The organism is Rhizomicrobium sp., assembly GCA_037200045.1.
In the GTDB taxonomy this organism is placed as follows: Bacteria; Pseudomonadota; Alphaproteobacteria; order Micropepsales; family Micropepsaceae; genus Rhizomicrobium.
The window spans coordinates 1,070,347-1,090,867 of record JBBCHM010000002.1; the positions used below are offsets into that span (position 1 = coordinate 1,070,347).

The window sequence follows — 20,521 nt, forward strand, 5'->3', positions numbered from 1 at the left end:
AATGCCCCCATGAAAAAGAAGAAATACGAGACGCCCAAGCCCTATGCCGCCGAAACCAAGGATGCGCGGTTCGCCGGCACCTTCGAGGTGCTGATCCCGGTCGAGGGCCGCAACAAGCCGCTGCGCGCGCCACGCCAGTTCGACACGCTGCAGGCCGCCGAAGCCTGGCTGCACAGCCCCGACGGCAAGGACTCGATCGCCGAGCTGATGGAAGAAGAGGCGAAGGTCCGGTCGAAGTAACCCATCACCTCCCTGCAAGGGGAGGTGATGAGAGCCATGCACAATTGCCTGTTGCCCCGCCGCCGCCGCGCGGGCATTTTCCGCCGCCCATGACCGATACCACCGCCGCGCGCGCGCCGATCCAGGTGCATTCCACCGTGTTCGCGATCCTGTTCGCGGTCGGGTTCTGCCATGCGCTGAACGACATGATGCAGTCGCTGCTGCAGGCGATCTATCCCAACCTGCAGGCGACCTTCGACCTCGATTTCGCCCATATCGGCCTGGTGACCTTCGTGTTCCAGGTGACGGCGTCGCTGCTGCAGCCGCTGGTCGGGATCTATACCGACCGCCGCGCCGTGCCCTATGCCCTGCCCGCCGGCATGGTGTTCACCTTTTTCGGGCTGATCGGGCTGGCGCTGGCGCCGAGCTATCCCCTCTTGCTCGCCGCCGCGGCGCTGGTGGGCGTCGGATCGTCGACCTTCCATCCGGAAAGCTCGCGCGTGGCCTATCTCGCCGCCGGGCCGCGGCGCGGCCTGGCGCAATCGATGTTCCAGGTCGGCGGCTCGATCGGCGGCGCGCTGGGGCCGCTCTTGGCGGCGCTCGCGATAAGGCCCGGGCAGCGCGACGGCGTGGCGTTCTTCTCCATCGCGGCGCTGGTCGCCATCGTCATCCTGTGGCGCGTGGGCCAATGGTATACGCGCAACCGCACGACGCGCGCGCCATCGCACGGTCACCTGCACCTGACCGAGGCGCTGACGCCGGGCCGGGTGAAGGGCGCGCTCGCGATCCTGGTCGTGCTGATCTTCTCGAAATTCGTCTACATGGCGAGCATCGGCAGCTATTTCACCTTCTACCTGATCCAGCGCTTCCATCTGAGCGTGCCGGCGGCGCAGCTTCAGCTCTTCCTGTTCCAGGCGGCGGTGGCGGTGGGGACGATCGCTGGCGGCCCGCTCGGCGACCGCTTCGGGCGCAAGCACCTGATCTGGTTTTCCATCCTGGGCGCCCTGCCCTTCGCCCTCGCTCTGCCTTTCGCCAACCTGTTCTGGACCGGCGTGTTCAGCGTCGGCGCCGGCCTGGTTCTGTCGAGCGCCTTTCCGGCCATCGTGGTCTACGGGCAGGAGCTTCTGCCCGGGCGCGTCGGGATGGTGAGCGGCCTGTTCTTCGGCTTGTCCTTCGGCATGGGCGGCCTCGGCGCGGCGGCATTGGGCGTGCTGGCCGACGCGAAGGGTATCGAATTCGTCTACCGCGTCTGCGCCTTCCTGCCGCTGATCGGCTTGCTGGCCGCGTTCCTGCCCGACCTCAAGCCGCGCCCGGCCGCGTCATAGGATGCGGAAGCGGCGAAGCAGGACATAGGCCGCGGCGACGACGGCGCCGCACAGCCCGATCGCCCACCAGAAGCCGTTCGCATCCTGCGCCCAGGGGATGCCGTTGAGGTTCATGCCGAAGGCGCCGGCGACGAAGGTCGGCGGCAGGAGGAGCGTCGAGAGGACCGTCAGTGTACTGAGCGAACGGTTGGTGCGCGCCGCGATGCGGGTGTCCATCTCCTCGTAGAGCAGCCGGGCGCGGTCGGCGAGGGCGGCGGCGTCGCGCTCGAAATCCTCCGCCGCCTGGGCGAGGCCCGGCAGATGCGGCGCGATGGGGCAATCGGGCGCCGGCTGGCCGCCGCGCCCCTGGACGGCGCGGGCGAGCGCGCCGCGCAGGCCCAGGAACTCGCGGCGATAGCGCGACAGCTCGCGGCGGATGGGGCCGAGGCCGGCGGGATCGATGTCGTCGCGGTCGGAGAGCACGACGTCCTCGATGTGATCGAGCTGCTGGGTCAGGCGCAGGAGCCGGTCCTCGACGATCGCGATGAAATGTTCGACCAGGCGGACGAAGGCGTCGCTGGGCGCGGCGAGCACCAGGCCGGTTTCGACCGCCTCGCGCAGTTCATCGACGGCACGCAGGGGGTGATGGCGCACGGTCACGAGGTGGCGCGCGTCGAGGAAGAAGGCGAGCCGACCGGCACCGAGCGTCTGGCCCTCGAAATCCTTCTCGATGTCGGGCAGCACGCCATAGGCGCAGTCGGGCGCGAGATGTATCTGCAGGCGCGTCTCCTGCGAGAGCAGGAGTTCGCGCGCCGGCTCGGGCACCGGGGCGAAGGACTGGAGGAAGCGCCGGGCGCGATGATCGGCGAGCGCGAAATGCATCCAGGACCAGTCGTGCGGCAGGGCGAACGCCTCGGCCGCGGTCTCGTTGGTGACGTGCGCCCCGCGCCCGCCCTGGACGGCGAAGCCCCAGAGGAGACCGGGCGTGGAGACGAGCGGAGCGTTCATGGGGCGCAAAGTGGCAGGCGCGGCGGCGGGGTCAAGATGGCGGGCGGCAGACCGGCCTATTTTACGGATGACACTCAGATGACCGTCAACTCGACTCTGCCGTCTCCGCGGCGGCGAGGGTCCAACTACACATGCTGCCCGCCGTTAATATGCAGCTCCGCCCCGGTCACGTAGCTGGATTGCTCCGTGCACAGATAATAGATCGCCTTGGCGACTTCCTCGGGCAGGCCCAATCGCCGTAGCGGGATCGTTTCGACCAGCTTGTCGGTGCCGGGGCTCAGGATCGCGGTGTCGATCTCGCCGGGGGCGATGGCGTTGACGCGCACGCCCAACGGGCCGAAATCCGCCGCCATCTCGCGCGTCATCGCGGCCAGGGCCGCTTTCGATACCGAATAGGCGGCGCCGGCGAAGGGATGCACCCGGCTGCCCGCGATCGAGGTCACGTTGACGATCGCGCCATGCGCGGCGGCGAGCTCGTCGATCAGGCCGCGGGCGAGCCATAACGTGGCGAACAGATTCACCTCGAATACCTGGCGCCAGACCTGCTTGGTCGAGTTCATCACGCCGAGCCGCGAGCCGCCCTCGCCCTTCGGGCTGATGCCGGCGTTGTTGACCAAAGCGTGGAGCTTGCCGCCGGGCAGGCGCTCGCGCATCTCGGCGATGGCGCGGTCGGTGTCGTCCGGGTTGGAGAGGTCGACCTGGATGTGGTCCTCCGGGCCGGCGGCCCAGGGGCAGCTTTCCGGGAAGGCGTGGCGCGAGCAGGTGATCACCCGCCAGCCGGCGCTGGAGAAGCGCTTGACGGTGGCATGGCCGATACCGCGCGAGGCGCCGGTCAGGATCAGCGTGCGCGGCTCTTCGTTGCTGGGTTTGGGAGCGGTCATGGCGGGAGATTAGCAGGAATGGGGACGGTTTGGATCGCCTGAATTGCCGGCGCCCCGGCTGCCGCAGGTGAAAGATTGGCACGCGGAGGCGCGGAGACGCGGAGCGATGTATCCTCCGCGGTCTCCGCGCCTCCGCGTGAATCCCGCCGGTCTTGCAGGCATCGCGCAGGCGTCAACTGGGTGGCCCGCATTCGCGGGCCATGACACAGTTGGTTTGGTAGAGTGCTTGCCGCAACCGGGAAAGGACCATGGACGATCTGACAGCCTTGGCTCTGGTGCTGGCGGCCGCGGTGGTGGCGGGGCTCGCGATGAACCGCGCGCGCCTGCCCGCCGCCGCCGGCTTCATCCTGGTCGGGCTGGTGCTGGGGCCGACCGGGTTCGGGATGATCGCCCATTCGGCCTCGATCCAGACGCTGGCCGATCTCGGCGTCCTGATGCTGCTCTTCATCATCGGCATGGAGCTGCGGCTCGCCGCGTTCCGCAAGCTCCTGCCGCTCGCCATCGCCATCGCGCTGGCGGAGATCGTGCTGTTCACCGGCTTCACCACGGCGCTCGCCCAGCTCACGACGGGCGAGACGACGAGCGCGGTGGTGATCGGCTTCATGCTGGCGATCTCCTCCACGGCGCTCGCGATGCGGATGATGCAGGACGCCGAGGAGGCGGCGACGCCGGCCGGGCGGCTGACGGTCGCGATCCTGGTGGCGCAGGATTTGGCGGTGGTGCCGCTCTTGCTGCTCACCGGCGCGCTGGCGCCGCATGCGCCGTCCGACGCGCTCGCCTTCGCGGGCGTAAAGCTGGCGCTGGCGGTGGCGCTGCTCGTCGGCTTCATCGTGTTGCTGGCGCGGATCAAGTCGTTCCGCTTTCCCGCCTCGTCCTTCCTGATGAAGGATGTCGATGTCGGCACGCTGGGCGTGCTCGCGGTGTGCTTCGTGGCGGCGGCGGCGTCGGGATTGCTCGGCCTGTCGCCGGCGCTGGGCGCGTTCCTCGCGGGGCTGGCGGTCGGCCATTCGACGCTGCGGCGCACCGCGCTCGGCCTGGCGCAGCCGGTGCAGAGCATCCTGCTGTTCATCTTCTTCCTGTCGATCGGGCTTCTGATCGATCTCGACTATGTGCTGCATCACATCTGGCTGATCGCGGTCGTGCTGGCGGTGGTGACGGTGGGCAAGACGGCGCTGAACCTCGGCCTGCTCACCGTCGTCGGCCAGCCGGGCGAGGTGGCGTTTCCCGCCGCCCTGTTCCTGTCGCCGGTCGGCGAGTTCTCCTTCGTGCTGGCGACGGCGGGCGCCAGCGCCGGCACCCTGACGCCGGAGGGCCACAAGCTCGCCATCGCGGTGATCGCGCTGTCGCTCCTGGTCAGTCCGCTGTGGTTCGTCGGCGCCCGGCGGGCGCATGCCTTGGCGCTGCGCGGCATCACCGAGGCGGATTCGCTGTTCCAGGAATCCTATGCGCGCGAGCTGTTCTTCCTGCGCCATTGGGGCGGGCGCGCGGCGAAGGCGGGCGCCCGCGCGGCGGCGGCCGCGGTGGCGGCGGGCAGCGAGGTGGTGCGGTCGCCCGAGACAAGGCGGACCGAGCCGGACGGCGATGCCTATCACGAGCCGTTCGGCGATATCGCGGGGCCGGGGATATTGCCGACGAAGCGGGACGAGAAACGGTAGAATTCGAAATTTTCGCCGATGGAGTTCGCTATCATTCATTCCAGATAACCCTCCCGCTTGCGGGAGAGTCGAAAAATACGGCGCGCAGCGACGGATTTTTCGGGGAGGGGACGGCGGCGAGATTCGTGCCCCGTGGAGAGGCTGTCCCCTCCCCGAAATTCGTGCCGCTACGCGGCCCAAATTTCGACCCTCCCGCAAGCGGGAGGGTTAAGTATTTAAGGGGAGACCATCATGGACTTCGCAACGACCGACCTGGCCCTGGCGATCGGGCATCATCTGCTGATCTTCGCGCTGGCGGCGGTGCTCGCCTTCGAGATCGGCGCGATCAAGAAGGGCATGTCGGGCGCGGACGCCGTGCGGGTCGGCCGGATCGATCTGTGGTACGGCATCATCGCCGGGCTCATCATCATCGTCGGCTTCACCCGCGCGGTCTGCGCGGCGAAGGGGTGGGACTACTATGAGCACAACCATTTCTTCTGGGCGAAGATGGCGGCCTTCGTGGTCGTCGGCCTTTTGTCGATCCCGCCGACGGTGCTGCTGATCCGCTGGCGCGGCGCCCATGCCAGGGACCCGTCCTTCGCGCCGGGCGAGAGCGCCGTCGCCACCGCGCGCCGCTTCCTGTGGCTGGAGGTGTTCTTCTTCGCGCTGATCCCGATCTTCGCCGCGGCGATGGCGCGGGGCTATGGGACGCCGGCGTAGCCGCGGTTTCAAACCACAAATGTCATCCGCCGCGAATGCGGCGGACCCAGGTGAAACACCGCCTGGGCGCGTGTCACCTGGGTGGCCCGCATTCGCGGGCCATGACAAGCATTTTTTTGAATTCAACGGGCTTTTACTTTTCGGGCGCTACGTCGCCGCGAGCTCCGGCAGCATCTCCACGCCGGCGGGATCCTGGTGGATGATGACTTCGGCGTTCGGGAAGGCCCGGCAGACGTCGCGCTCGACCTCGTCGCTGATCTCATGGGCGCGGAGAAGGCGGATCGCCGGGTCGAGCTCGATGTGGAACTGGATGAATTGCTGCAGGCCGGCGGCGCGGGTGCGCAGGTCGTGCAGGCTCATCACCTCGGCATGGCCGCGCACGATGGCCTTGATCTTCTCGCGGTCGGCGTCGGGCAGTTCGCGGTCCATGAGCTGGTCGTAGCTCTGGCGGAAGACGTGCCAGGCGCTCCAGGACAGGATCGCGGCGACGGCGATGCCGATGATCGGGTCGGCGAGCAGAAAGTGGAACTGGGTCGCCGCGACGATGCCGACGATAACGCCGAGATTGGTCGCGATGTCGCCCAGATAGTGCATGCGGTCGGCGCCCACGGCGAGCGAGCCGGTCTTCGCCACCACGATGCGCTGGGCGATGACGAGGACGATGGTGGTGGCGATGGAGAGGCCCATCACGGCAAGGCCGATCCAGGGATGCTCGATCGGATGCGGCGCGACGAGGCGGCTGACGGATTCGATCACCAGGAAGGCCGCCGAGCCGGCGATGAAGGCGCCCTGCCCCAGTCCGGCCAGCGGCTCCGCCTTGCCGTGGCCGAAGCGGTGCTCGCGGTCGGCGGGCTGCAGCGCGTGGCGGATGGCGAGGAGATTGACCGAAGAGGTCGCGACGTCGAGCGCGCTGTCGGCCAGCGAGGCCATCATCGCGATCGAATCCGTCACGATATAGGCGACCGCCTTCATCACCACGAGCAGCGTGGCGACGCCGACCGCGGCGAAGGCGACGCGCATCATCATCCTGCCGTGGCCGGCCGGCGCGCCGCTCACGGGAACAGGCGCTCCGTGCGCCAGGGGCCGGACGCCTCGCGACGATAGACCAGGCGGTCGTGCAGGCGGAACGGACGGTCGCGCCAGAACTCGATCTCGAACGGCGTCACGCGGAAGCCGCCCCAATGCGGCGGGCGCGGCACCTTGGAGAGCGCGTATTGCGCGGCGAACTTGGCGATCTCCTTCTCGAAGGCCCAGCGGCCCTGCATCGGACGCGACTGCGACGAGGCCCAGCAGCCGATCTGGCTGTCCTTCGGGCGGCTGGCGAAATAGGCGTCCGACTCGGCGGCGCTGGTCTTCTCGACGCCGCCGCGGATACGCACCTGCTTGCCCAGGCTTTTCCAATGGAAGCACAGCGCGGCGAAGGGCTGGCCGACCAGCTCCACGCCCTTGGCGCTCTCGTAATTGGTGTAGAAGACGAAGGCGCCGTTCCTGGCCTCCTTCAGCAGCACCATGCGGACGTTCGGGCGGCCCTGGCCGTCGACCGAGGCGATCGACATGGCGTCGTGGTTGTTCGGTTCCTTGTCCTTCGCCTCCGCCAGCCAGGCGTCGAACTGGGCGAAGGGATCGTCCTTCGCCGCGATGCCGCCGTCGTCGATGGGTCCGCCGATGTCGCTCATGAGGGGGAGATAGCATCCGGGCCGCCGTCACGGTAGCCTCAACGCTCCGGAGGTGCCATGCGTTCACGGTTGCCGACGTTTTTCGCCGCCTGTCTTTGCGTCGCGTTTGCAGGCGGCTGCGCCATGATGCATGACGGCGACGAGATGAAAACGATCTTCGACAAGGGCGTGGCCGCCTATGACGCGGGCCGCTATGAGGAGGCGTTCCAGCTCTTCCAGTCCATCGATTCCGAAGACGTGGCGGCGATGCGCAACGAAGGCCTGATGCTGCGCAAGGGCCTGGGCACGGCGAAGGACCCCAAGGCCGCCGAGGACATGCTGGGCCGCGCCGCCGAGGCGGGGCTGCCGACGGCGCAATACGACCTGGCGGAGATGCTGCTGAATGGCGAGGCCGGGGCGCCGGACCCGAAGGCGGCGCTGCCGCTCCTGACCCAGGCGGCGGCGGCGCACCACCCGCTCGCCGAGTACCGGCTGGGCGTGTTCTATGAGGAGGGCACGCTGGTGGAGAAGAATATCGGCTTCGCCCGCACCCTCTACACCGATGCGGCGGCGCGCGGCGTGCCGGAGGCGAAGGAAGAGCTGAAAAACCTCGGCGGCCCGGCACCCCAGCCGGCCATCGCGCCCAACCCTTAAACTTCGGGCGCCACGCTCTATATTGGGGACGGCCCGCCGGCCGATTCCGTGCGGCGGGCGGGAGATATTATGCGCGATCCGTACGAAGTTTTGGGCGTATCCAAGAGTGCCAGCGAGGCCGAGATCAAGAAGGCCTTCCGCTCGCTCGCCAAGAAGCATCACCCCGACAAGCATGCCGGGGACAAGGACGCGCAGAAGAAATTCCAGGAAATCTCGGGCGCCTACGACATCGTCGGCGACAAGGAGAAGCGGGCCAAGTTCGACGCCGGCGAGATCGACGCGGGCGGCAATCCGCGCGGTTTCGATCCGCGCCAGGGCGCCCAGGGCGGCCCGTTCGGCGGTGGCGGCCGGCAGGGGCCGGGCGATTTCCACTTCACCTGGGACAATGGCGGGGCCGAGACCCAGGAGGGCTTCCGCGCCGAGGATCTATTCTCCGACCTGTTCGGGGGGCTGGGCGGGGCGCGCGGACGGCGCGGCGGCGGGCCGCGCCAGCCGGCCAAGGGCGAGGATTTCAGCGTCGCGACCACGATCAGCTTCGACGAGGCGATCAAGGGCGGCACAAGGCGCGTGATGATGCCGAACGGCGAGCAGATCGACGTGAAGATCCCGGTCGGCGTCAAGGACGGCCAGCAGGTGCGGGTGAAGGGCCGCGGCGGCGCGGGCCGCAATGGCGGGCCGCCGGGCGACATCCTGATCGACATCACGGTCGCGCCGCATCCGGGCATGACGCGCGACGGCAACGACATCCGCATGGACCTGGCCGTGACGCTGAAGGAGGCGGTCCTGGGCGCCAAGGTGCCGGTGGCGACGCCCGGCGGGACGGTGGCGATCACGGTGCCGGCGAACTCCAATTCGGGCACGGTGCTCAGGCTCAAGGGCAAGGGCGTGGCGCCGGCGGGCGGCGCGGCGGCGGGCGATTTCTACGTCAAGCTGGTCGTGACCCTGCCGGACCGGCCGGACGCGGAGCTGCAGAAATTCGCCGAAGGCTGGAAGGCGGAATACGATCCCAGGGCGAAGGGGAAGTAGCCGCAGTGTCCGTTCGGCTCTTCTGGATAGAAGCGCCGATGGCGGGGCGGCTGGCAATGATGGCCCGCCCCCTCGGCGGCAAACGCCTTACCGAGGACATCGAAGCACTGAGGGCCGAGGGCGTCGGCAAGGTTCTCAGCCTGCTGGAAACCGACGAAGCGGCGGAACTGCATCTGACAAACGAAGCGGAGATTTGCGCGGCGAACGGCATCGCGTTCGTCTCGTTTCCCATCCCGGATCGCGGCTTGCCGGCGGACGATGCCGCCTTCGCGGCAACGACGAAAGCTCTCGCTGACGAGATCGCCAAGGGCGAAACAGTCGTCGTCCACTGCCGCGCCGGCATCGGCCGGTCGTCCTTGGCGGCGGCGAGCATTCTGGTCCTGGCCGGCATGCCGGCCGCGCAAGCGCTCGAATTGCTGACCAAAGCGCGTGGCGTCACGGTTCCCGATACCGAGGCACAACGCGCTTGGATCCTGAGACAGCGCAGGTGAGCGTGCGGACCTTTCCGCCCCAAGCCACAGCGCAATTCCCCTGACGGGCCGTTTCAACCCGCCGCGAATTTCGCCGCCGCGCGGCCGACTTCGAGCTGGAAAAGGATGGCGTCGTGACCGGCGCCGGGGCGCAGAAGCTCTTCGCTCGGCAGGCCCGCGAGCTCGGCTCTGAGGTCGGATAATTTCGCGATCTCGTCGGCGGGGTCGTGGATCAGCAACAGGCGCTTCGGCAGATGCGCGGCGACGGCGCGGATCGATAGCGTGGACAGCTTCGCGCCGGCCACGGCTTCGACACCCGCAACAATGTCGGCGATTTCCGCATCGCTCGACGCGGTGGCGGCGGCGTAGGATTCGATAACCGCCGGCATGCCCGAGGCACCGGCGATGGTTACCAGCGAAGCGGCCGTCAACGGCGGCGCGCCGCTCCAGGGCCGCGGTCCCATGGCGAAAGAGACCGCCAGCGCGCCGAAGGAATGCGCGATCACCGAACGCCATTGCGACACGCCGAGCGCTCCGGTCGCGGCGATCAGCGTCTCCACCCATTCGACGAGAGTCGAGGTCGGCTTGTTCGGGTTGGCCTCGCGGGTCTGGCCGTGCGCCGGCATGTCGAAGGCATAGACGCGCAGGCCCTGGCGGACGCAGGCGGAAACGAGCGGCAGGAAGAACTCGGCTTGCGCATTCCAGCCGTGCACCGCGAGGACCGGTGGGCCGTCCGCCGCGCCGGCGGCAAGGCCGACGAGACGGCCGAAGGGAAGTTCGAGCGCGACGCGCTCGAACTTCGCCGATGGCGCCTTGCGCCGCTCCAGTTGGACGGGCGTGCAGAAGCGGTCGAATGCGGCACCCAGGCGTTAGCCCTCTTCTTGGATCGCGAACCATAGCAGCTTTCGCTGCGAGGCCCCCTCCGCCTCGCTTCGCTCGGCACCTCCCCCGCAAACGCGGGGGAGGAAAAGAGCCGCACTTACCTTGATATGTGCAGCGCCTCCGACACCGCCGCGAATCCCGCGCGCGCATAGATGCGTTCGGCCTGTTCGCCGCCGGGCGTCAGCCAGAGAAGGTCGAAGCCGCGCGCGAAGACCTCGCGGGCGAGCAGCGCCGTCAGCGCGCCGGCGGCGCCACGGCGGCGGAAATCACTGCGCACGCCGATGCCGGCGATCTCGCCGATGCCGCCCTGCGGCGGCATGGCGACGCCGCCGCCGATAATGGCGCCGCTCGCCATGTCGCGCGCCGCGGCGACGAGGCCGCCGGCGCGCAAGGTACGCTTGTGACTACCCGGACCGCGCGGCGGCGCGCCATAGGCCTCGGCCTGTGCTTGGTCGATGGCGATCAAGTCCCGCTCCTCGGTCGCGAGAAAGACCGCGATGTCCCGCGTCGCCGGCGTGCGGACGGTGCTGCCCGGCATGCAGAGCATGACCGGCAGGCGCGCCTCCACGGTGAAGCCCGCCGCGAGGAGCGCCGGCTCGACCTGCGGCGCCGCGGCGGGGATGTATTCGAGACGCGGCTTGCGCCCCTGCGCCGCGAACAATCCGATCAGGGCCGCGATATCGGCCGGCGACGGATCGGCATCGTCGTCCGGCATGGCGTAGTTCAGATAGACGTTCGGATCGGCGTCGAAGGTAGCGAGGAACGGGCCGGAGCGCCGCTTGAGCGGCCGCCGCTCCGCCGCGGTCCGCAGATAGGCGAGCAGCTTGCGGTTCAGCGCGGGCAATTGGTCTTCATTCAGCGAAACGGACATGGATTCTCCATCGCGCCCGCGCCGGGGCGCGAGCGGGGTTCGTCGGTTGGGATCAGCGATGGGAGATCAGCCGGCGGCGCGCTCGCCCGCCCATCGCGCGGTTGCGCGACTCGCAGCGGTGAACATGGCGCCTCCATCGAACGAACAACGGCCCCATTTTACGCCCCTTGGGCTCGCCGGTCACGACACATTCGATTTGTCCGTGCCATGGACGCGGCACCCGACCGCTGCTAAATATCCCGGGCCGCGCGACTGGCGAGAAAGATGGGTCACCATCGGGGAGCGCGGCCGTCCGTACGCCGATCGCCTGGGCAGCCGATGGCAACATCGGTCCATCCTTTTCTTCAGGAGGGCGCCCGTGGACGCATACCGCCAGCAACTTCATTCCTTCGACCCCGACATCGACGCGGCCATCGCCGGCGAGGAAATCCGCCAGGCCGACGGCGTGGAGATGATTCCGTCGGAGAACTACACCTATCCCGAAGTGCTCGCGGCGCTCGGCTCGGTGCTGACCAACAAATATTCGGAAGGCTATCCGGGGCGGCGCTATTACGGCGGGCAGGAATTCACCGACCGCATCGAGACCCTCGCGCGCGACCGGGCCTGCGCCCTGTTCCGCGCCGAGCACGCCAATGTGCAGCCGCTGTCCGGCTCGCCGATGAACCAGGCGGTTTACTTCGCCTTCCTGGAGCCGGGCGACACGGTGCTGGCGATGGACCTCAGCCATGGCGGGCATCTCACCCATGGCGCGCCGGTCAGCCATATGGGCAAGGTCTTCAAGTTCGAGCGCTACAAGACCGGCCCCGGCGGCGCGATCGATTTCGACGCGCTGATGACGCGGGCCAAGGAGACGCGGCCGAAGCTGGTGCTGTGCGGCTATTCCTCCTATCCGCGCGACTACGACTACGCGCTGTTCAAGCGCGTGGCGGACGAGGTCGGCGCGCTGACCATGGCCGACATCTCCCATATCGGCGGCCTTGTCGCGGCGGATGCGATGCGCAATCCGTTCGACGCCGGCTTCGACGTGGTGACGACCACGACGCACAAATCGCTGCGCGGTCCGCGCGGCGGCATGATCCTGTGCAAGGCCGAGCACGCGCGGAAGATCGATGCCGCGGTATTCCCGGGGCTGCAGGGCGGCCCGCACATGAACAATGTCGCGGGCGCCGCGATCACCTTCAAGAAAGCGGCCGAGCCGGCGTTCAAGGACTATGCGCGCCAAATCCTCGCCAATGCCAAGGCGCTGGCGGCGGCGCTGGGCACGGAAGGCGCCGTGCTGGTGACCGGCGGCACCGACAATCACATGCTGGTCGTCGACACCGTGGCGAGCTTCGGGATCGACGGGCGCGCGGCGGAGGAAGCGCTCGACCGCATCGGCATCACGACCAACAAGCAGGTGATCCCGGACGATCCGCGCCCGCCGCTGCGCCCCAGCGGCATCCGCCTGGGTACGCCGGCCTGCACGACGCGCGGCATGGACGAGGACGACATGCGGCAAATCGCGAAATGGATGGTCTCGGCGCTGCGGGCGCCGAACGAGGCGGAGGCGACGGCGAAGACGCACACCGCGGTGCGCGACTTCTGCCGGCGGTTTCCGGTACCGGGGATCGCATAGGGTCCGTTGTTTTGAGGCTGACGCACACACACCAGTGTCATGGCCCGCGTTCGTGGGCCATGACGATTTTGGTTTGGTGATACCGACAGGTCGCAACGCACGCCGGCGACTACGGCGACCCCAGGGCGTTGCTTTCGCGCTGGGCCTTGGCCAACTGGCGGCGGACCATGGCGGGAAAGAGGCGCGTGAGGAACGCAAGCTGGCGGCCGCGCGCGCCGACGATGTGCTTGAGCTCCTTCGAGCCGAGCGAATCCCAGATCACGCCGGCGCATTCCTCCACCGTATAGACCGGCACGCCGCCCTGCTTCAGCGAATCCGACATCTTCTCGTTGGAGTTCTTGCTTCCGGCGTCGAGGATCGGCGTGTCGACGAACCACGGCATGATGCATTTCACGCCGATGCCGAAGCGCGAGAACTCGATGTCGAGCGCCTCCGACAGGCCGCGCACCGCGAACTTGGTCGCGGCATAGATCGAGAGCTTCGGCGCACCGTAGAGCGAGGCGCAGGACGAGACGTTGATGAGCTGCGAACCCGGCGTCTTGCGCAGATAGGGAAGCGCGGCGCGGGCGCCGGAGATCACGCCCTTGATGTTGACGTCGAGCTGGCGCGCGATCTCCTCGTCGCTCTGCTCCTCGATATAGCCGTAGGAGGCGACGCCGGCATTGTTGACCAGTACGTCAAGCCGCCCGCCGCTGGCGGCGGCGAAGATGGAGAGCGCGTCGGCCCAGGCGGGCGCGTCGCGCACGTCCAGCAGATAGCTCGCGCCGTTCTGGCGCCCGATGGCGTCGAGCGCGGCCCTCAGGCCGGCGGCGTCGATGTCGGCGAGGCCGACGAACCAGCCCTCGCGCGCGAAACGCCGGGCTGTTCCCAGGCCGATGCCCGAGGCCGCGCCGGTGATGAAAACAGCCTTGCGAACGCTCATTTTTCCTCCGGGCGGACGCATTGCCGCCCACCAACCCAATGCGTCCGCCCGGCCGGGGCGGGCCCATGCCGCTGGGGAAATTTCCACGGTGCGGCAGGCGGACACTACCCCTAGACCCGCCGTACCGTGCCTTCTAATGTCCGCCGCCACAATATCCACCGGGAAGGAAGTACCTCATGAGCAGAGAAGCCGTCATCGTTTCCTACGCCCGCACGGGCCTCGCCAAATCGGGCCGCGGCGGGTTCAACATCACGCCCACCATGTCGATGGCCGCCCATGCCGTGAAGCACGCCGTCGAGCGCGCCGGCGTGGACAAGGATCTCGTCGAGGACTGCTACATCGGCAACGTCTCCCATGGCGCGGGCAATCTCGGGCGCCTGGCGGCGCTCCTGGCCGGCCTGCCGATCACCACGGCGGGCGCCACGATCAACCGCTTCTGCTCCTCGGGCCTGAACGCGATCGCGCTGGCCGCGAATTCGATCCGGGGCGACAACGCGCAATGCATGGTGGCGGGCGGCGTCGAGTCGATCTCCATTCCCAATCCCGGCATGGGCCCGAACAATTCCGACCCCTCGCTGACCGACGCCTATCCGGCGATCTACATGCCGATGATCGACACCGCCGACATCGTCGCCAAGCGCTACAATCTTTCGCGCGATTACCAGGACGAATACTCGCTGGAGAGCCAGCGCCGCATGGCTGCGGCGCAGCAATCCGGCAAGTACAAGGACGAGATCGTCCCGATGAAGACCAAGATGAAGACGGTCGACAAGGCGACGAAGGAGGAGAAGATCGTCGACTATGTCGTGGAGAAGGACGAGTGCAACCGTCCCGACACGACGCTCGCCGGCCTCGCCAAGCTCGAGCCGGTGCGCGGCGCGGGCAATTTCGTCACCGCCGGCAATGCCAGCCAGCTCTCCGACGGCGCCGCCGCGGTCGTGCTGATGGAAGCCAAGGAAGCCGAGAAACGCGGGCTTCAGGCGATGGGCCGCTTCATGGGCTGGACCGCCGCCGGCTGCGAGCCCGACGAGATGGGCATCGGCCCGGTCTTCGCCGTGCCGCGCCTTCTGGAGCGGTTCGGCCTGAAGGTTGACGACATCGACCTGTGGGAGCTGAACGAGGCGTTCGCGTCGCAGTGCCTCTACAGCCGCGACAAGCTCGGCATCGATCCGGCGAAGTACAACGTGAACGGCGGCTCGATCGCCATCGGCCATCCCTTCGGCATGACGGGCGCGCGGCTGACGGGCCACGTGCTGATGGAAGGCAAGCGCCGCGGCGCGAAATACGCGGTCGTGACGATGTGCATCGGCGGCGGCCAGGGCGGCGCGGGCCTGTTCGAGGTGTATAGCTGAGGACGGTTCCGACCGCGTGAAACGCGAAAGGCCGGGAGCGAAAGCTTCCGGCCTTTTTGCTTGCCCACGTCAGAACGCCGTCACTGTCGCGTCGACTGCGAACTGTCTTCCTTCGCGTTCCATGATGAGATGTTTGGTTTCACCCGGCCCGCCATGCAGCGCGGCGAGGAGCTCGCCGCGGGTCATCGGGCCGGTGTCGCGGCCGTCGATCTTCATGAGCTTGTCGCCGGGCACAGCGCCCGAAACGGTGTCGGCGCCGTTCTTCTGAACGATGCCGGCGATCGTCGTCACGCCCCTCGCGCGCGCGAGCGTCAGGCCGACCTGGTCGAGGTCGTGGGTGTCGAGCGGCGCCTGTTGCAGCCAGTAGCTCCTGCGGCCCGGATAATCGATCGTCAGGCGGAAGCTCTTGAGCACATTGCCGCCGAGCATGCCGTCGACCTCTTCGCCCGCCTTGGCGGAATAGATGCCGTCCCAGAACAGATGCGCGACGAGCGCGCCCAGCGGGCCGCCGCCGCCCATCTGGAGGACGCCGAGCTCGTCCAGTTTGAGGGAGCCGAACGCGACATTGCGCGCCTTCACCACCGCCATGCCGGTCTCCAGGCCCTGCATGGTGAGATTGGCCTCGCCGACGCCACCCGTGGCGCGCAGCCAGCCCGGATGCGCCGCGATCAGCGGCGCGGCATCGCGCAGCCCGCTATAGCTGCCGCCATTGTCGAGGACGAAGACATGCGCGGCGCCGTCGACGGTCGCGTCCAGCACGGCAAAGCCGGTCTTGGGATTGACGCGTATGGGCACGGCGATGCCGTCGGGCGTCAGCGTGCCGGGCGCCGCGAGCGTCATCGTCCTGGCGCCGTAATCGAACACGACCTCGAAATGCTGGAGCAGGCCGGGCGGGATCACTGCCTCGACCGGCAGCGGCGCGGCGAAATCCGCCATCTCGCCGCCGGGACCTTGCGCCGCCTCGTCCGGTGTCGGCGCGTGGCCGAACGGATCGAGGCCGATCGTCGTGTTGTTCGACAGCGATTCCGGCATCACCGCGGCGCCGTCGATCGCGATATCCATCGCGCCGAATTTCATATGCAACAGCCGGCCGGGACGCGGACCCATCTCGCGGAACAGCGCGTTGGACAGCGTCAGGCCGCCCTGCCCCTGGTTCACGAAGGCGAGCACCTTGCGTTCGCTGCCGTCGGGCCGGACGAACGAGACTTCGACGAAGACGCGGTTGTCGTCGAAGGTGAACGGCACGGTCGCCGCGCGGGGCAACGCCTCGTCCAGCGACACGCCCGCCGACATGTCCGCCACCGGCGGCAGGTGGATGCATCCCGTCAGGGCGCAGAGCAGCATCGCGCCCAGCGCGTTTTTCAGGCGTCGCATGTCGAAACTCCTAGGCGCTCTTCTTCAGCCGTCGCTCGTCGGGCACGTATTCGAGCAGGTCGCCCGGCTGGCAATCGAGATGGCGGCAGATCGCCTCCAGCGTCGAGAAGCGAAAGCCCCGGACCTTTCCCGACTTCAGCAGGGACAAATTGGACTCGGTGATGCCGATGGCGCGGGCAAGCTCGTTGGAGCGCACCTGGCGCCTGGCGAGCATGACGTCGAGGCGGACGAGGATGGGCATCAGACGAACGAGTCCTTTTCTTCCTCGATCTCGCGGCCATAGGCCATCACCTGCGCGATGACGAAGACGGTGAGGCCGAGCACCAGCGAATCCACCAGCGTCATCGAGAACCAAGCCTTGTCGGTGCCGCCGGCGGCGCGGAACAAGAGGTTCGCGGCGAACTTCGCAAAGGGATAGGCGACAAGCCAAATACCGACGCGGCGCAAATGGCCCGCATTCGCGCGCGCGAAGACGATGCCTTGTCGGTAGAGACGGAACAGGCCGCGCAGATTCCAAAAGATCAGGATCAGCGGCACGCTCGCCACCGCGACATCGACCACGCCGGCGAGGCGCGTCAGCGGCGGCTGCGACGCCAAGACAACCCAACCGGGCCTGGGCAGAGGTGGATGGCCGAAAACCAGATCGGCGCCGCTCGCGCCGACCAGCAGGTGATCGGCATAGAAGAGCGTCACGACGCAGGCGGCGACCACCGAGAGGACCGACAATCCCGCCAGCGCCGCGAACAGCAGCGACAGCACGCTGCTCAGCGGGCGCAGGCTGCGATAGGTGAGGACGGGCGCGTCCGGCCCGGCGACAGGCAGCTCGACGACGTTGGACATGGCGCATCCTCCGCGAGACACGGATTCAGTATTACGGCAAATAATTTCTGTCAAACAGAAATTATTTGCGGTTTCCGGAGGACGGCTACGCCAACGCGTCGTAGGTCAGGCGCTGGAACATCGGCAAAGCGAGGCGGCCGCCCATGCGCTGGCCGGCGGCGAGGTTGGCCATCGCGCCGGGCTCCAGCGGCATCGAATTCTGGATCAGGTAGATCATGATCAGGTCGCTGGCCGGATCGGCCTGCCACCAGGTGCCGAAGGCGCCCGGCCAGCCGAACGAGCCGACGCCGCCCATGCCGAGGAAGCCGAGCTTCTCCGGCGCGTCGATCACGCTGACGCCGAGGCCGAAGCCCATGCCGTCCCACATCGGGATCATGCCGAGGAAGGGAATGGCGCGCTGCGCCGGCGTCAGCCGGTTGGTGCACATCAGCTCGATGGTCGCGGATTGCACGAGGCGCGTGCCGTTCAACTCGCCCTTGTTCAGCATCAGCCGCGCGAATTGCAGATAGTCGTCGGCCGTGGAGATCAGTCCGCCGCCGCCGCCGCAGAAGGCGGGCGGCGTGTCATATTGCTTGAACGGCAGCGGCTCGAGCACGTTCTTCTCGTTGTTCATGCGATAGACCACCGCGGCGCGGTCGCGCTTTTGCGGCGGCACGTAGAAATCCGTGTCGTTCATGCCGAGCGGCTTGAAGATGCGCTGAAACAGGAAATCGCGGAACGGCATGCCGGCGATGCGCCCGACCAGAAAGCCGAGCACGTCCGTCGAATGGCTGTAGTGGAAGCGCTCGCCCGGCTGATAGAGCAGCGGCAGGGTCGACAGCGCCTGCATCCATTTGTCGGGCGCACCGTCATGGTTCAGCACGTCGCCCAGCACGCGCTGATATTCGTGCGCGATGGACCGAGCGAAGAAAATCCGTAGGCCAGGCCCGCCGCGGTGGGTGAAGAGATCGTCGAAGGTGATCTCGCGCGCCGCCGGCACGGTCTTGTCGAGCGGGCCCTGCGCGTCTTCGAGCACGCGCATGGTCTTGAATTCCGGCACCCATTTGGTGATCGGGTCGGACAGCGCGAATTTGCCCTCCTCCATCAGCATCAGCGCCGCGAGGGAGGTGACTGGCTTGGTCATCGAGGCGATGCGGAACAGCGTGTCGCGCGCCATCGGCAGCTTCTTTTCGATGTCGCGATGGCCGATGGTGTTGAGCTGCGCGATCTCGCCGTGACGCCAAAGCAGCGTGACGAAGCCCGACAGATCGCCGGCGTCCACCACCGGCTGAAGCGTCGGCGCGATCTTGGCGAGGCCCTCGGCCGAAAAGCCCTTCGGATCGGTCACGACTTTGTCCATGGCATCGGCTTCCCTTCAGTTGCGCGGCGCGCATGCTGGCAAAGAATGCCGCCCGAGTCATCCAACCCGCCCGGGCCGGTCCCGCGTCCGAAAGTTTCCGTCGCTCGCGGCTTTGGTTCGCACATGATGCGAGCGGCGGCGGGGGACGCGGGATTGGCTGACTCCGGGTCAGCAATTATCCTTGAATTCTCTGGTATTTCCCGCCACAGAAGGGGGTGTGCGAGGAGCGGAACAGACATGGCCTTTGAAGGACTCATGAAAGGCAAGCGTGGCCTCATCATGGGCGTCGCCAATAGCCATTCCATCGCCTGGGCATTGCCCAGGCGCTGCACGACGCGGGCGCGGAACTGGCGTTCTCCTACCAGGGCGATCTGTTCCGCAAGCGGGTGGTTCCGCTGGTCGCGCCGCTCCAGCCCGCCGCGCTGATCGACTGCGACGTGAGCAACCAGGGCTCGATCGACGCCGCCTTCGCCGAACTCGCGACGAAGTGGGACAGCCTCGATTTCGTGGTGCATGCCATCGCCTTCTCCGACAAGGAGCAGCTCAAGGGCCGCTATGTCGACACGACGCCGGAGAATTTCCGCATGACGATGGACATCTCCTGTTATTCCTTCACCGCCGTGGCGCAGCGCGCCGAGAAGATGATGACCAAGGGCGGCGCGATGGTGACGCTGACCTATTACGGCGCCGAGAAGGTCATGCCGCATTACAACGTGGATGGGCGTGGCGAAAGCGGCGCTGGAGGCGAGCGTGCGCTACATGGCCGAGGACCTCGGCAAGAAGAACATCCGCGTCAACGCGATCTCGGCCGGGCCGATCAAGACGCTGGCCTTCGCCGGCATCGCCGATTCGCGCTATATCCTGAAATGGAACGAGCTGAACTCGCCCTTGCGCCGCACGGTGACGATCGACGAGGTCGGCAACACGGCGCTGTTCCTTCTGTCGGATCTCGGCCAGGCGGTCACCGGCGAGTGCCTGCATGTCGATGCGGCTATCACGTCGTCGGCATGAAGGCGGAGGACGCGCCCGACATCGCCGTCGCGAAGTCCGATGGCGCTTGAGGTTCCGCAAGGGGTCACGCTCTATTTCTGCCGCCACGGCCAGACCGAGGCGAATGTCGACAAGCGCTTCCAGGGCCACACGATCGATACGCCGCTGACCGAGACCGGCCTGCGGCAGGCGCGCGACATCGCCGAGATCGTGCGGGCCGACGTGACGGATTTCACGGCGCTCGATTACGTGTCCAGCCCGCTCGAACGCGCCCAGGCGACGATGGAGCTCATCCGCTGCGAATTGGGGCTTCCGCTCGACGGCTTCCGCATCGACGAACGGCTCATCGAGATCAATCTCGGGGCGTGGGACGGGCTGACGGCGCAGGAGGCCGAGCATCGCTACCCCGAGGAATACGCCGCCCGGGCCGCCGACAAATGGAACGTGAAGGTGCCGGGGGGGCGGCGAGAACTATGCCGCGGTTGCGGTGCGCATCGCCGCCTTCGTCGGCGGGCTGGAGCGCGACACCTTCGCGGTCAGCCATGGCGCCGCGACGCGCATCCTGCGCGGCCTGTTCGCCGGCATGGACTGGCGGCAGATGTCGGCGCTGGACGAGCCGCAGGGCTGCGTCTTCCGCGCGGCGGCGAGCGATGTCGTGCGGCTGGACAAGCCCGCGTGATGCGCGCGCGCCTCACGCTCTATGTCGCGCGCCACGGCCAGACCGACGCGAACGTCGCCGGGCGATACCCCGGCCATCGCGAGACG

The 20,521-nt window shown here is 67.8% G+C and carries 23 protein-coding genes, 1 pseudogene and 1 riboswitch; of the genes and pseudogenes, 13 read left to right on the plus strand and 11 right to left on the minus strand.

Annotated features, from left to right (window positions below; genetic code table 11):
- Window positions 1-9 precede the first annotated feature (9 nt).
- Together WDM86_20350 and WDM86_20355 are read left to right on the plus strand one after the other, a co-directional pair.
- Window positions 10-240: a hypothetical protein gene (locus tag WDM86_20350; GenBank protein ID MEI9992375.1), complete on the plus strand. Its 231-nt coding sequence runs from the start codon at window positions 10-12 to the stop codon at window positions 238-240.
- A gap of 89 nt (window positions 241-329) precedes the next feature.
- Window positions 330-1,544 (plus strand): MFS transporter, encoded by a 1,215-nt coding sequence (locus WDM86_20355; GenBank protein MEI9992376.1) that lies wholly within the window; start codon window positions 330-332, stop codon window positions 1,542-1,544.
- On the opposite strand, the gene WDM86_20360 is transcribed toward WDM86_20355, so the two are convergent.
- Window positions 1,539-2,531: a CorA family divalent cation transporter gene (locus tag WDM86_20360; GenBank protein MEI9992377.1), complete on the minus strand. Its 993-nt coding sequence runs from the start codon at window positions 2,529-2,531 to the stop codon at window positions 1,539-1,541. The genes WDM86_20355 and WDM86_20360 overlap by 6 nt on opposite strands.
- A gap of 125 nt (window positions 2,532-2,656) precedes the next feature.
- A complete protein-coding gene (locus tag WDM86_20365; GenBank protein MEI9992378.1) occupies window positions 2,657-3,412 on the minus strand; it encodes an SDR family oxidoreductase in 756 nt (251 codons plus the stop codon).
- Window positions 3,413-3,660: 248 nt separating this feature from the next.
- Between WDM86_20365 and WDM86_20370 the strand changes: the two genes are divergently transcribed.
- Both WDM86_20370 and WDM86_20375 read left to right on the plus strand, forming a co-directional pair.
- On the plus strand, window positions 3,661-5,067 hold the full coding sequence (locus WDM86_20370) for a cation:proton antiporter (GenBank protein ID MEI9992379.1): 1,407 nt from the start codon (window positions 3,661-3,663) through the stop codon (window positions 5,065-5,067).
- Window positions 5,068-5,298: 231 nt separating this feature from the next.
- The gene (locus WDM86_20375; GenBank protein ID MEI9992380.1) at window positions 5,299-5,766 is read left to right on the plus strand and encodes a DUF2214 family protein; all 468 of its coding nucleotides are present in this window, start codon (window positions 5,299-5,301) and stop codon (window positions 5,764-5,766) included.
- Between the two features lie 147 nt (window positions 5,767-5,913).
- On the opposite strand, the gene WDM86_20380 is transcribed toward WDM86_20375, so the two are convergent.
- Together WDM86_20380 and pdxH are read right to left on the minus strand one after the other, a co-directional pair.
- On the minus strand, window positions 5,914-6,822 hold the full coding sequence (locus WDM86_20380) for a cation diffusion facilitator family transporter (GenBank protein MEI9992381.1): 909 nt from the start codon (window positions 6,820-6,822) through the stop codon (window positions 5,914-5,916).
- Window positions 6,819-7,442 carry a pyridoxamine 5'-phosphate oxidase gene (pdxH, locus tag WDM86_20385; GenBank protein ID MEI9992382.1) on the minus strand — a complete coding sequence of 208 codons (624 nt, stop codon included), beginning with the start codon at window positions 7,440-7,442 and terminating at the stop codon, window positions 6,819-6,821. The genes WDM86_20380 and pdxH overlap by 4 nt, the downstream gene beginning before the upstream one ends.
- 57 nt (window positions 7,443-7,499) lie before the next feature.
- Between pdxH and WDM86_20390 the strand changes: the two genes are divergently transcribed.
- The 3 genes from WDM86_20390 to WDM86_20400 all read left to right on the plus strand — a co-directional run bounded on the left by WDM86_20390 (window position 7,500) and on the right by WDM86_20400 (window position 9,592).
- Window positions 7,500-8,075, plus strand: a complete 576-nt coding sequence (locus WDM86_20390) for a tetratricopeptide repeat protein (GenBank protein MEI9992383.1) — start codon at window positions 7,500-7,502, stop codon at window positions 8,073-8,075.
- A gap of 69 nt (window positions 8,076-8,144) precedes the next feature.
- Window positions 8,145-9,101 carry a DnaJ C-terminal domain-containing protein gene (locus tag WDM86_20395; protein ID MEI9992384.1) on the plus strand — a complete coding sequence of 319 codons (957 nt, stop codon included), beginning with the start codon at window positions 8,145-8,147 and terminating at the stop codon, window positions 9,099-9,101.
- Between the two features lie 38 nt (window positions 9,102-9,139).
- Complete coding sequence (locus WDM86_20400; protein ID MEI9992385.1) at window positions 9,140-9,592, plus strand: dual specificity protein phosphatase family protein; 453 nt, start codon at window positions 9,140-9,142, stop codon at window positions 9,590-9,592.
- Between the two features lie 53 nt (window positions 9,593-9,645).
- On the opposite strand, the gene WDM86_20405 is transcribed toward WDM86_20400, so the two are convergent.
- A complete protein-coding gene (locus WDM86_20405; GenBank protein ID MEI9992386.1) occupies window positions 9,646-10,284 on the minus strand; it encodes an alpha/beta fold hydrolase in 639 nt (212 codons plus the stop codon).
- Here WDM86_20405 and WDM86_20410 point away from each other — a divergent pair.
- Window positions 10,264-10,470 carry a hypothetical protein gene (locus WDM86_20410; GenBank protein ID MEI9992387.1) on the plus strand — a complete coding sequence of 69 codons (207 nt, stop codon included), beginning with the start codon at window positions 10,264-10,266 and terminating at the stop codon, window positions 10,468-10,470. The two genes, WDM86_20405 and WDM86_20410, sit on opposite strands and share 21 nt — an antisense overlap.
- A gap of 80 nt (window positions 10,471-10,550) precedes the next feature.
- Here the strand turns inward: WDM86_20410 and WDM86_20415 are convergent, their stop codons facing one another.
- Window positions 10,551-11,324, minus strand: a complete 774-nt coding sequence (locus tag WDM86_20415; protein ID MEI9992388.1) for a GNAT family N-acetyltransferase — start codon at window positions 11,322-11,324, stop codon at window positions 10,551-10,553.
- A gap of 238 nt (window positions 11,325-11,562) precedes the next feature.
- Window positions 11,563-11,644, plus strand: a riboswitch (ZMP/ZTP riboswitch).
- A 38-nt stretch (window positions 11,645-11,682) separates the two neighbouring features.
- On the opposite strand from WDM86_20415, the gene glyA reads away from it, so the two are divergent.
- A complete protein-coding gene (gene glyA, locus WDM86_20420) occupies window positions 11,683-12,939 on the plus strand; it encodes a serine hydroxymethyltransferase (GenBank protein ID MEI9992389.1) in 1,257 nt (418 codons plus the stop codon).
- 109 nt (window positions 12,940-13,048) lie between these two features.
- On the opposite strand, the gene WDM86_20425 is transcribed toward glyA, so the two are convergent.
- Complete coding sequence (locus WDM86_20425) at window positions 13,049-13,861, minus strand: SDR family oxidoreductase (protein ID MEI9992390.1); 813 nt, start codon at window positions 13,859-13,861, stop codon at window positions 13,049-13,051.
- 176 nt (window positions 13,862-14,037) lie between these two features.
- On the opposite strand from WDM86_20425, the gene WDM86_20430 reads away from it, so the two are divergent.
- A complete protein-coding gene (locus tag WDM86_20430; protein ID MEI9992391.1) occupies window positions 14,038-15,213 on the plus strand; it encodes an acetyl-CoA C-acyltransferase in 1,176 nt (391 codons plus the stop codon).
- A gap of 69 nt (window positions 15,214-15,282) precedes the next feature.
- Here the strand turns inward: WDM86_20430 and WDM86_20435 are convergent, their stop codons facing one another.
- The 4 genes from WDM86_20435 to WDM86_20450 all read right to left on the minus strand — a co-directional run bounded on the left by WDM86_20435 (window position 15,283) and on the right by WDM86_20450 (window position 18,766).
- Complete coding sequence (locus tag WDM86_20435) at window positions 15,283-16,587, minus strand: hypothetical protein (protein ID MEI9992392.1); 1,305 nt, start codon at window positions 16,585-16,587, stop codon at window positions 15,283-15,285.
- A gap of 10 nt (window positions 16,588-16,597) precedes the next feature.
- A complete protein-coding gene (locus WDM86_20440) occupies window positions 16,598-16,828 on the minus strand; it encodes a helix-turn-helix transcriptional regulator (GenBank protein ID MEI9992393.1) in 231 nt (76 codons plus the stop codon).
- Window positions 16,828-17,427, minus strand: coding sequence for a DUF2975 domain-containing protein (locus tag WDM86_20445; GenBank protein MEI9992394.1), 600 nt, complete (start codon window positions 17,425-17,427; stop codon window positions 16,828-16,830). The genes WDM86_20440 and WDM86_20445 overlap by 1 nt, the downstream gene beginning before the upstream one ends.
- Before the next feature lie 85 nt (window positions 17,428-17,512).
- Entirely contained in the window at window positions 17,513-18,766 is a 1,254-nt protein-coding gene (locus tag WDM86_20450) for a serine hydrolase domain-containing protein (GenBank protein MEI9992395.1), read from the minus strand.
- 371 nt (window positions 18,767-19,137) lie between these two features.
- Between WDM86_20450 and WDM86_20455 the strand changes: the two are divergent.
- From WDM86_20455 to WDM86_20465, 3 genes and pseudogenes are all read left to right on the plus strand, one after another.
- Window positions 19,138-19,404: pseudogene (locus WDM86_20455) on the plus strand (SDR family oxidoreductase).
- A 79-nt stretch (window positions 19,405-19,483) separates the two neighbouring features.
- Window positions 19,484-19,777 (plus strand): SDR family oxidoreductase, encoded by a 294-nt coding sequence (locus WDM86_20460; protein MEI9992396.1) that lies wholly within the window; start codon window positions 19,484-19,486, stop codon window positions 19,775-19,777.
- A gap of 466 nt (window positions 19,778-20,243) precedes the next feature.
- On the plus strand, window positions 20,244-20,435 hold the full coding sequence (locus WDM86_20465; protein ID MEI9992397.1) for a hypothetical protein: 192 nt from the start codon (window positions 20,244-20,246) through the stop codon (window positions 20,433-20,435).
- The last annotated feature ends 86 nt before the right edge of the window (window positions 20,436-20,521 follow it).

What these genes read in the sequence shown, in the direction of transcription:
- WDM86_20350 (MEI9992375.1), top strand. Translation starts at nt 10, where the DNA reads ATGAAAAAGAAGAAATACGAGACGCCCAAGCCCTATGCCGCCGAAACC.
- WDM86_20355 (MEI9992376.1), top strand. Translation starts at nt 330, where the DNA reads ATGACCGATACCACCGCCGCGCGCGCGCCGATCCAGGTGCATTCCACC.
- WDM86_20360 (MEI9992377.1), bottom strand. Translation starts at nt 2,531, where the DNA reads ATGAACGCTCCGCTCGTCTCCACGCCCGGTCTCCTCTGGGGCTTCGCC.
- WDM86_20365 (MEI9992378.1), bottom strand. Translation starts at nt 3,412, where the DNA reads ATGACCGCTCCCAAACCCAGCAACGAAGAGCCGCGCACGCTGATCCTG.
- WDM86_20370 (MEI9992379.1), top strand. Translation starts at nt 3,661, where the DNA reads ATGGACGATCTGACAGCCTTGGCTCTGGTGCTGGCGGCCGCGGTGGTG.
- WDM86_20375 (MEI9992380.1), top strand. Translation starts at nt 5,299, where the DNA reads ATGGACTTCGCAACGACCGACCTGGCCCTGGCGATCGGGCATCATCTG.
- pdxH (MEI9992382.1), bottom strand. Translation starts at nt 7,442, where the DNA reads ATGAGCGACATCGGCGGACCCATCGACGACGGCGGCATCGCGGCGAAG.
- WDM86_20390 (MEI9992383.1), top strand. Translation starts at nt 7,500, where the DNA reads ATGCGTTCACGGTTGCCGACGTTTTTCGCCGCCTGTCTTTGCGTCGCG.
- WDM86_20395 (MEI9992384.1), top strand. Translation starts at nt 8,145, where the DNA reads ATGCGCGATCCGTACGAAGTTTTGGGCGTATCCAAGAGTGCCAGCGAG.
- WDM86_20400 (MEI9992385.1), top strand. Translation starts at nt 9,140, where the DNA reads ATGGCGGGGCGGCTGGCAATGATGGCCCGCCCCCTCGGCGGCAAACGC.
- WDM86_20415 (MEI9992388.1), bottom strand. Translation starts at nt 11,324, where the DNA reads ATGTCCGTTTCGCTGAATGAAGACCAATTGCCCGCGCTGAACCGCAAG.
- WDM86_20425 (MEI9992390.1), bottom strand. Translation starts at nt 13,861, where the DNA reads ATGAGCGTTCGCAAGGCTGTTTTCATCACCGGCGCGGCCTCGGGCATC.
- WDM86_20430 (MEI9992391.1), top strand. Translation starts at nt 14,038, where the DNA reads ATGAGCAGAGAAGCCGTCATCGTTTCCTACGCCCGCACGGGCCTCGCC.
- WDM86_20435 (MEI9992392.1), bottom strand. Translation starts at nt 16,587, where the DNA reads ATGCGACGCCTGAAAAACGCGCTGGGCGCGATGCTGCTCTGCGCCCTG.
- WDM86_20440 (MEI9992393.1), bottom strand. Translation starts at nt 16,828, where the DNA reads ATGCCCATCCTCGTCCGCCTCGACGTCATGCTCGCCAGGCGCCAGGTG.
- WDM86_20445 (MEI9992394.1), bottom strand. Translation starts at nt 17,427, where the DNA reads ATGTCCAACGTCGTCGAGCTGCCTGTCGCCGGGCCGGACGCGCCCGTC.
- WDM86_20450 (MEI9992395.1), bottom strand. Translation starts at nt 18,766, where the DNA reads ATGGACAAAGTCGTGACCGATCCGAAGGGCTTTTCGGCCGAGGGCCTC.
- WDM86_20460 (MEI9992396.1), top strand. Translation starts at nt 19,484, where the DNA reads ATGGGCGTGGCGAAAGCGGCGCTGGAGGCGAGCGTGCGCTACATGGCC.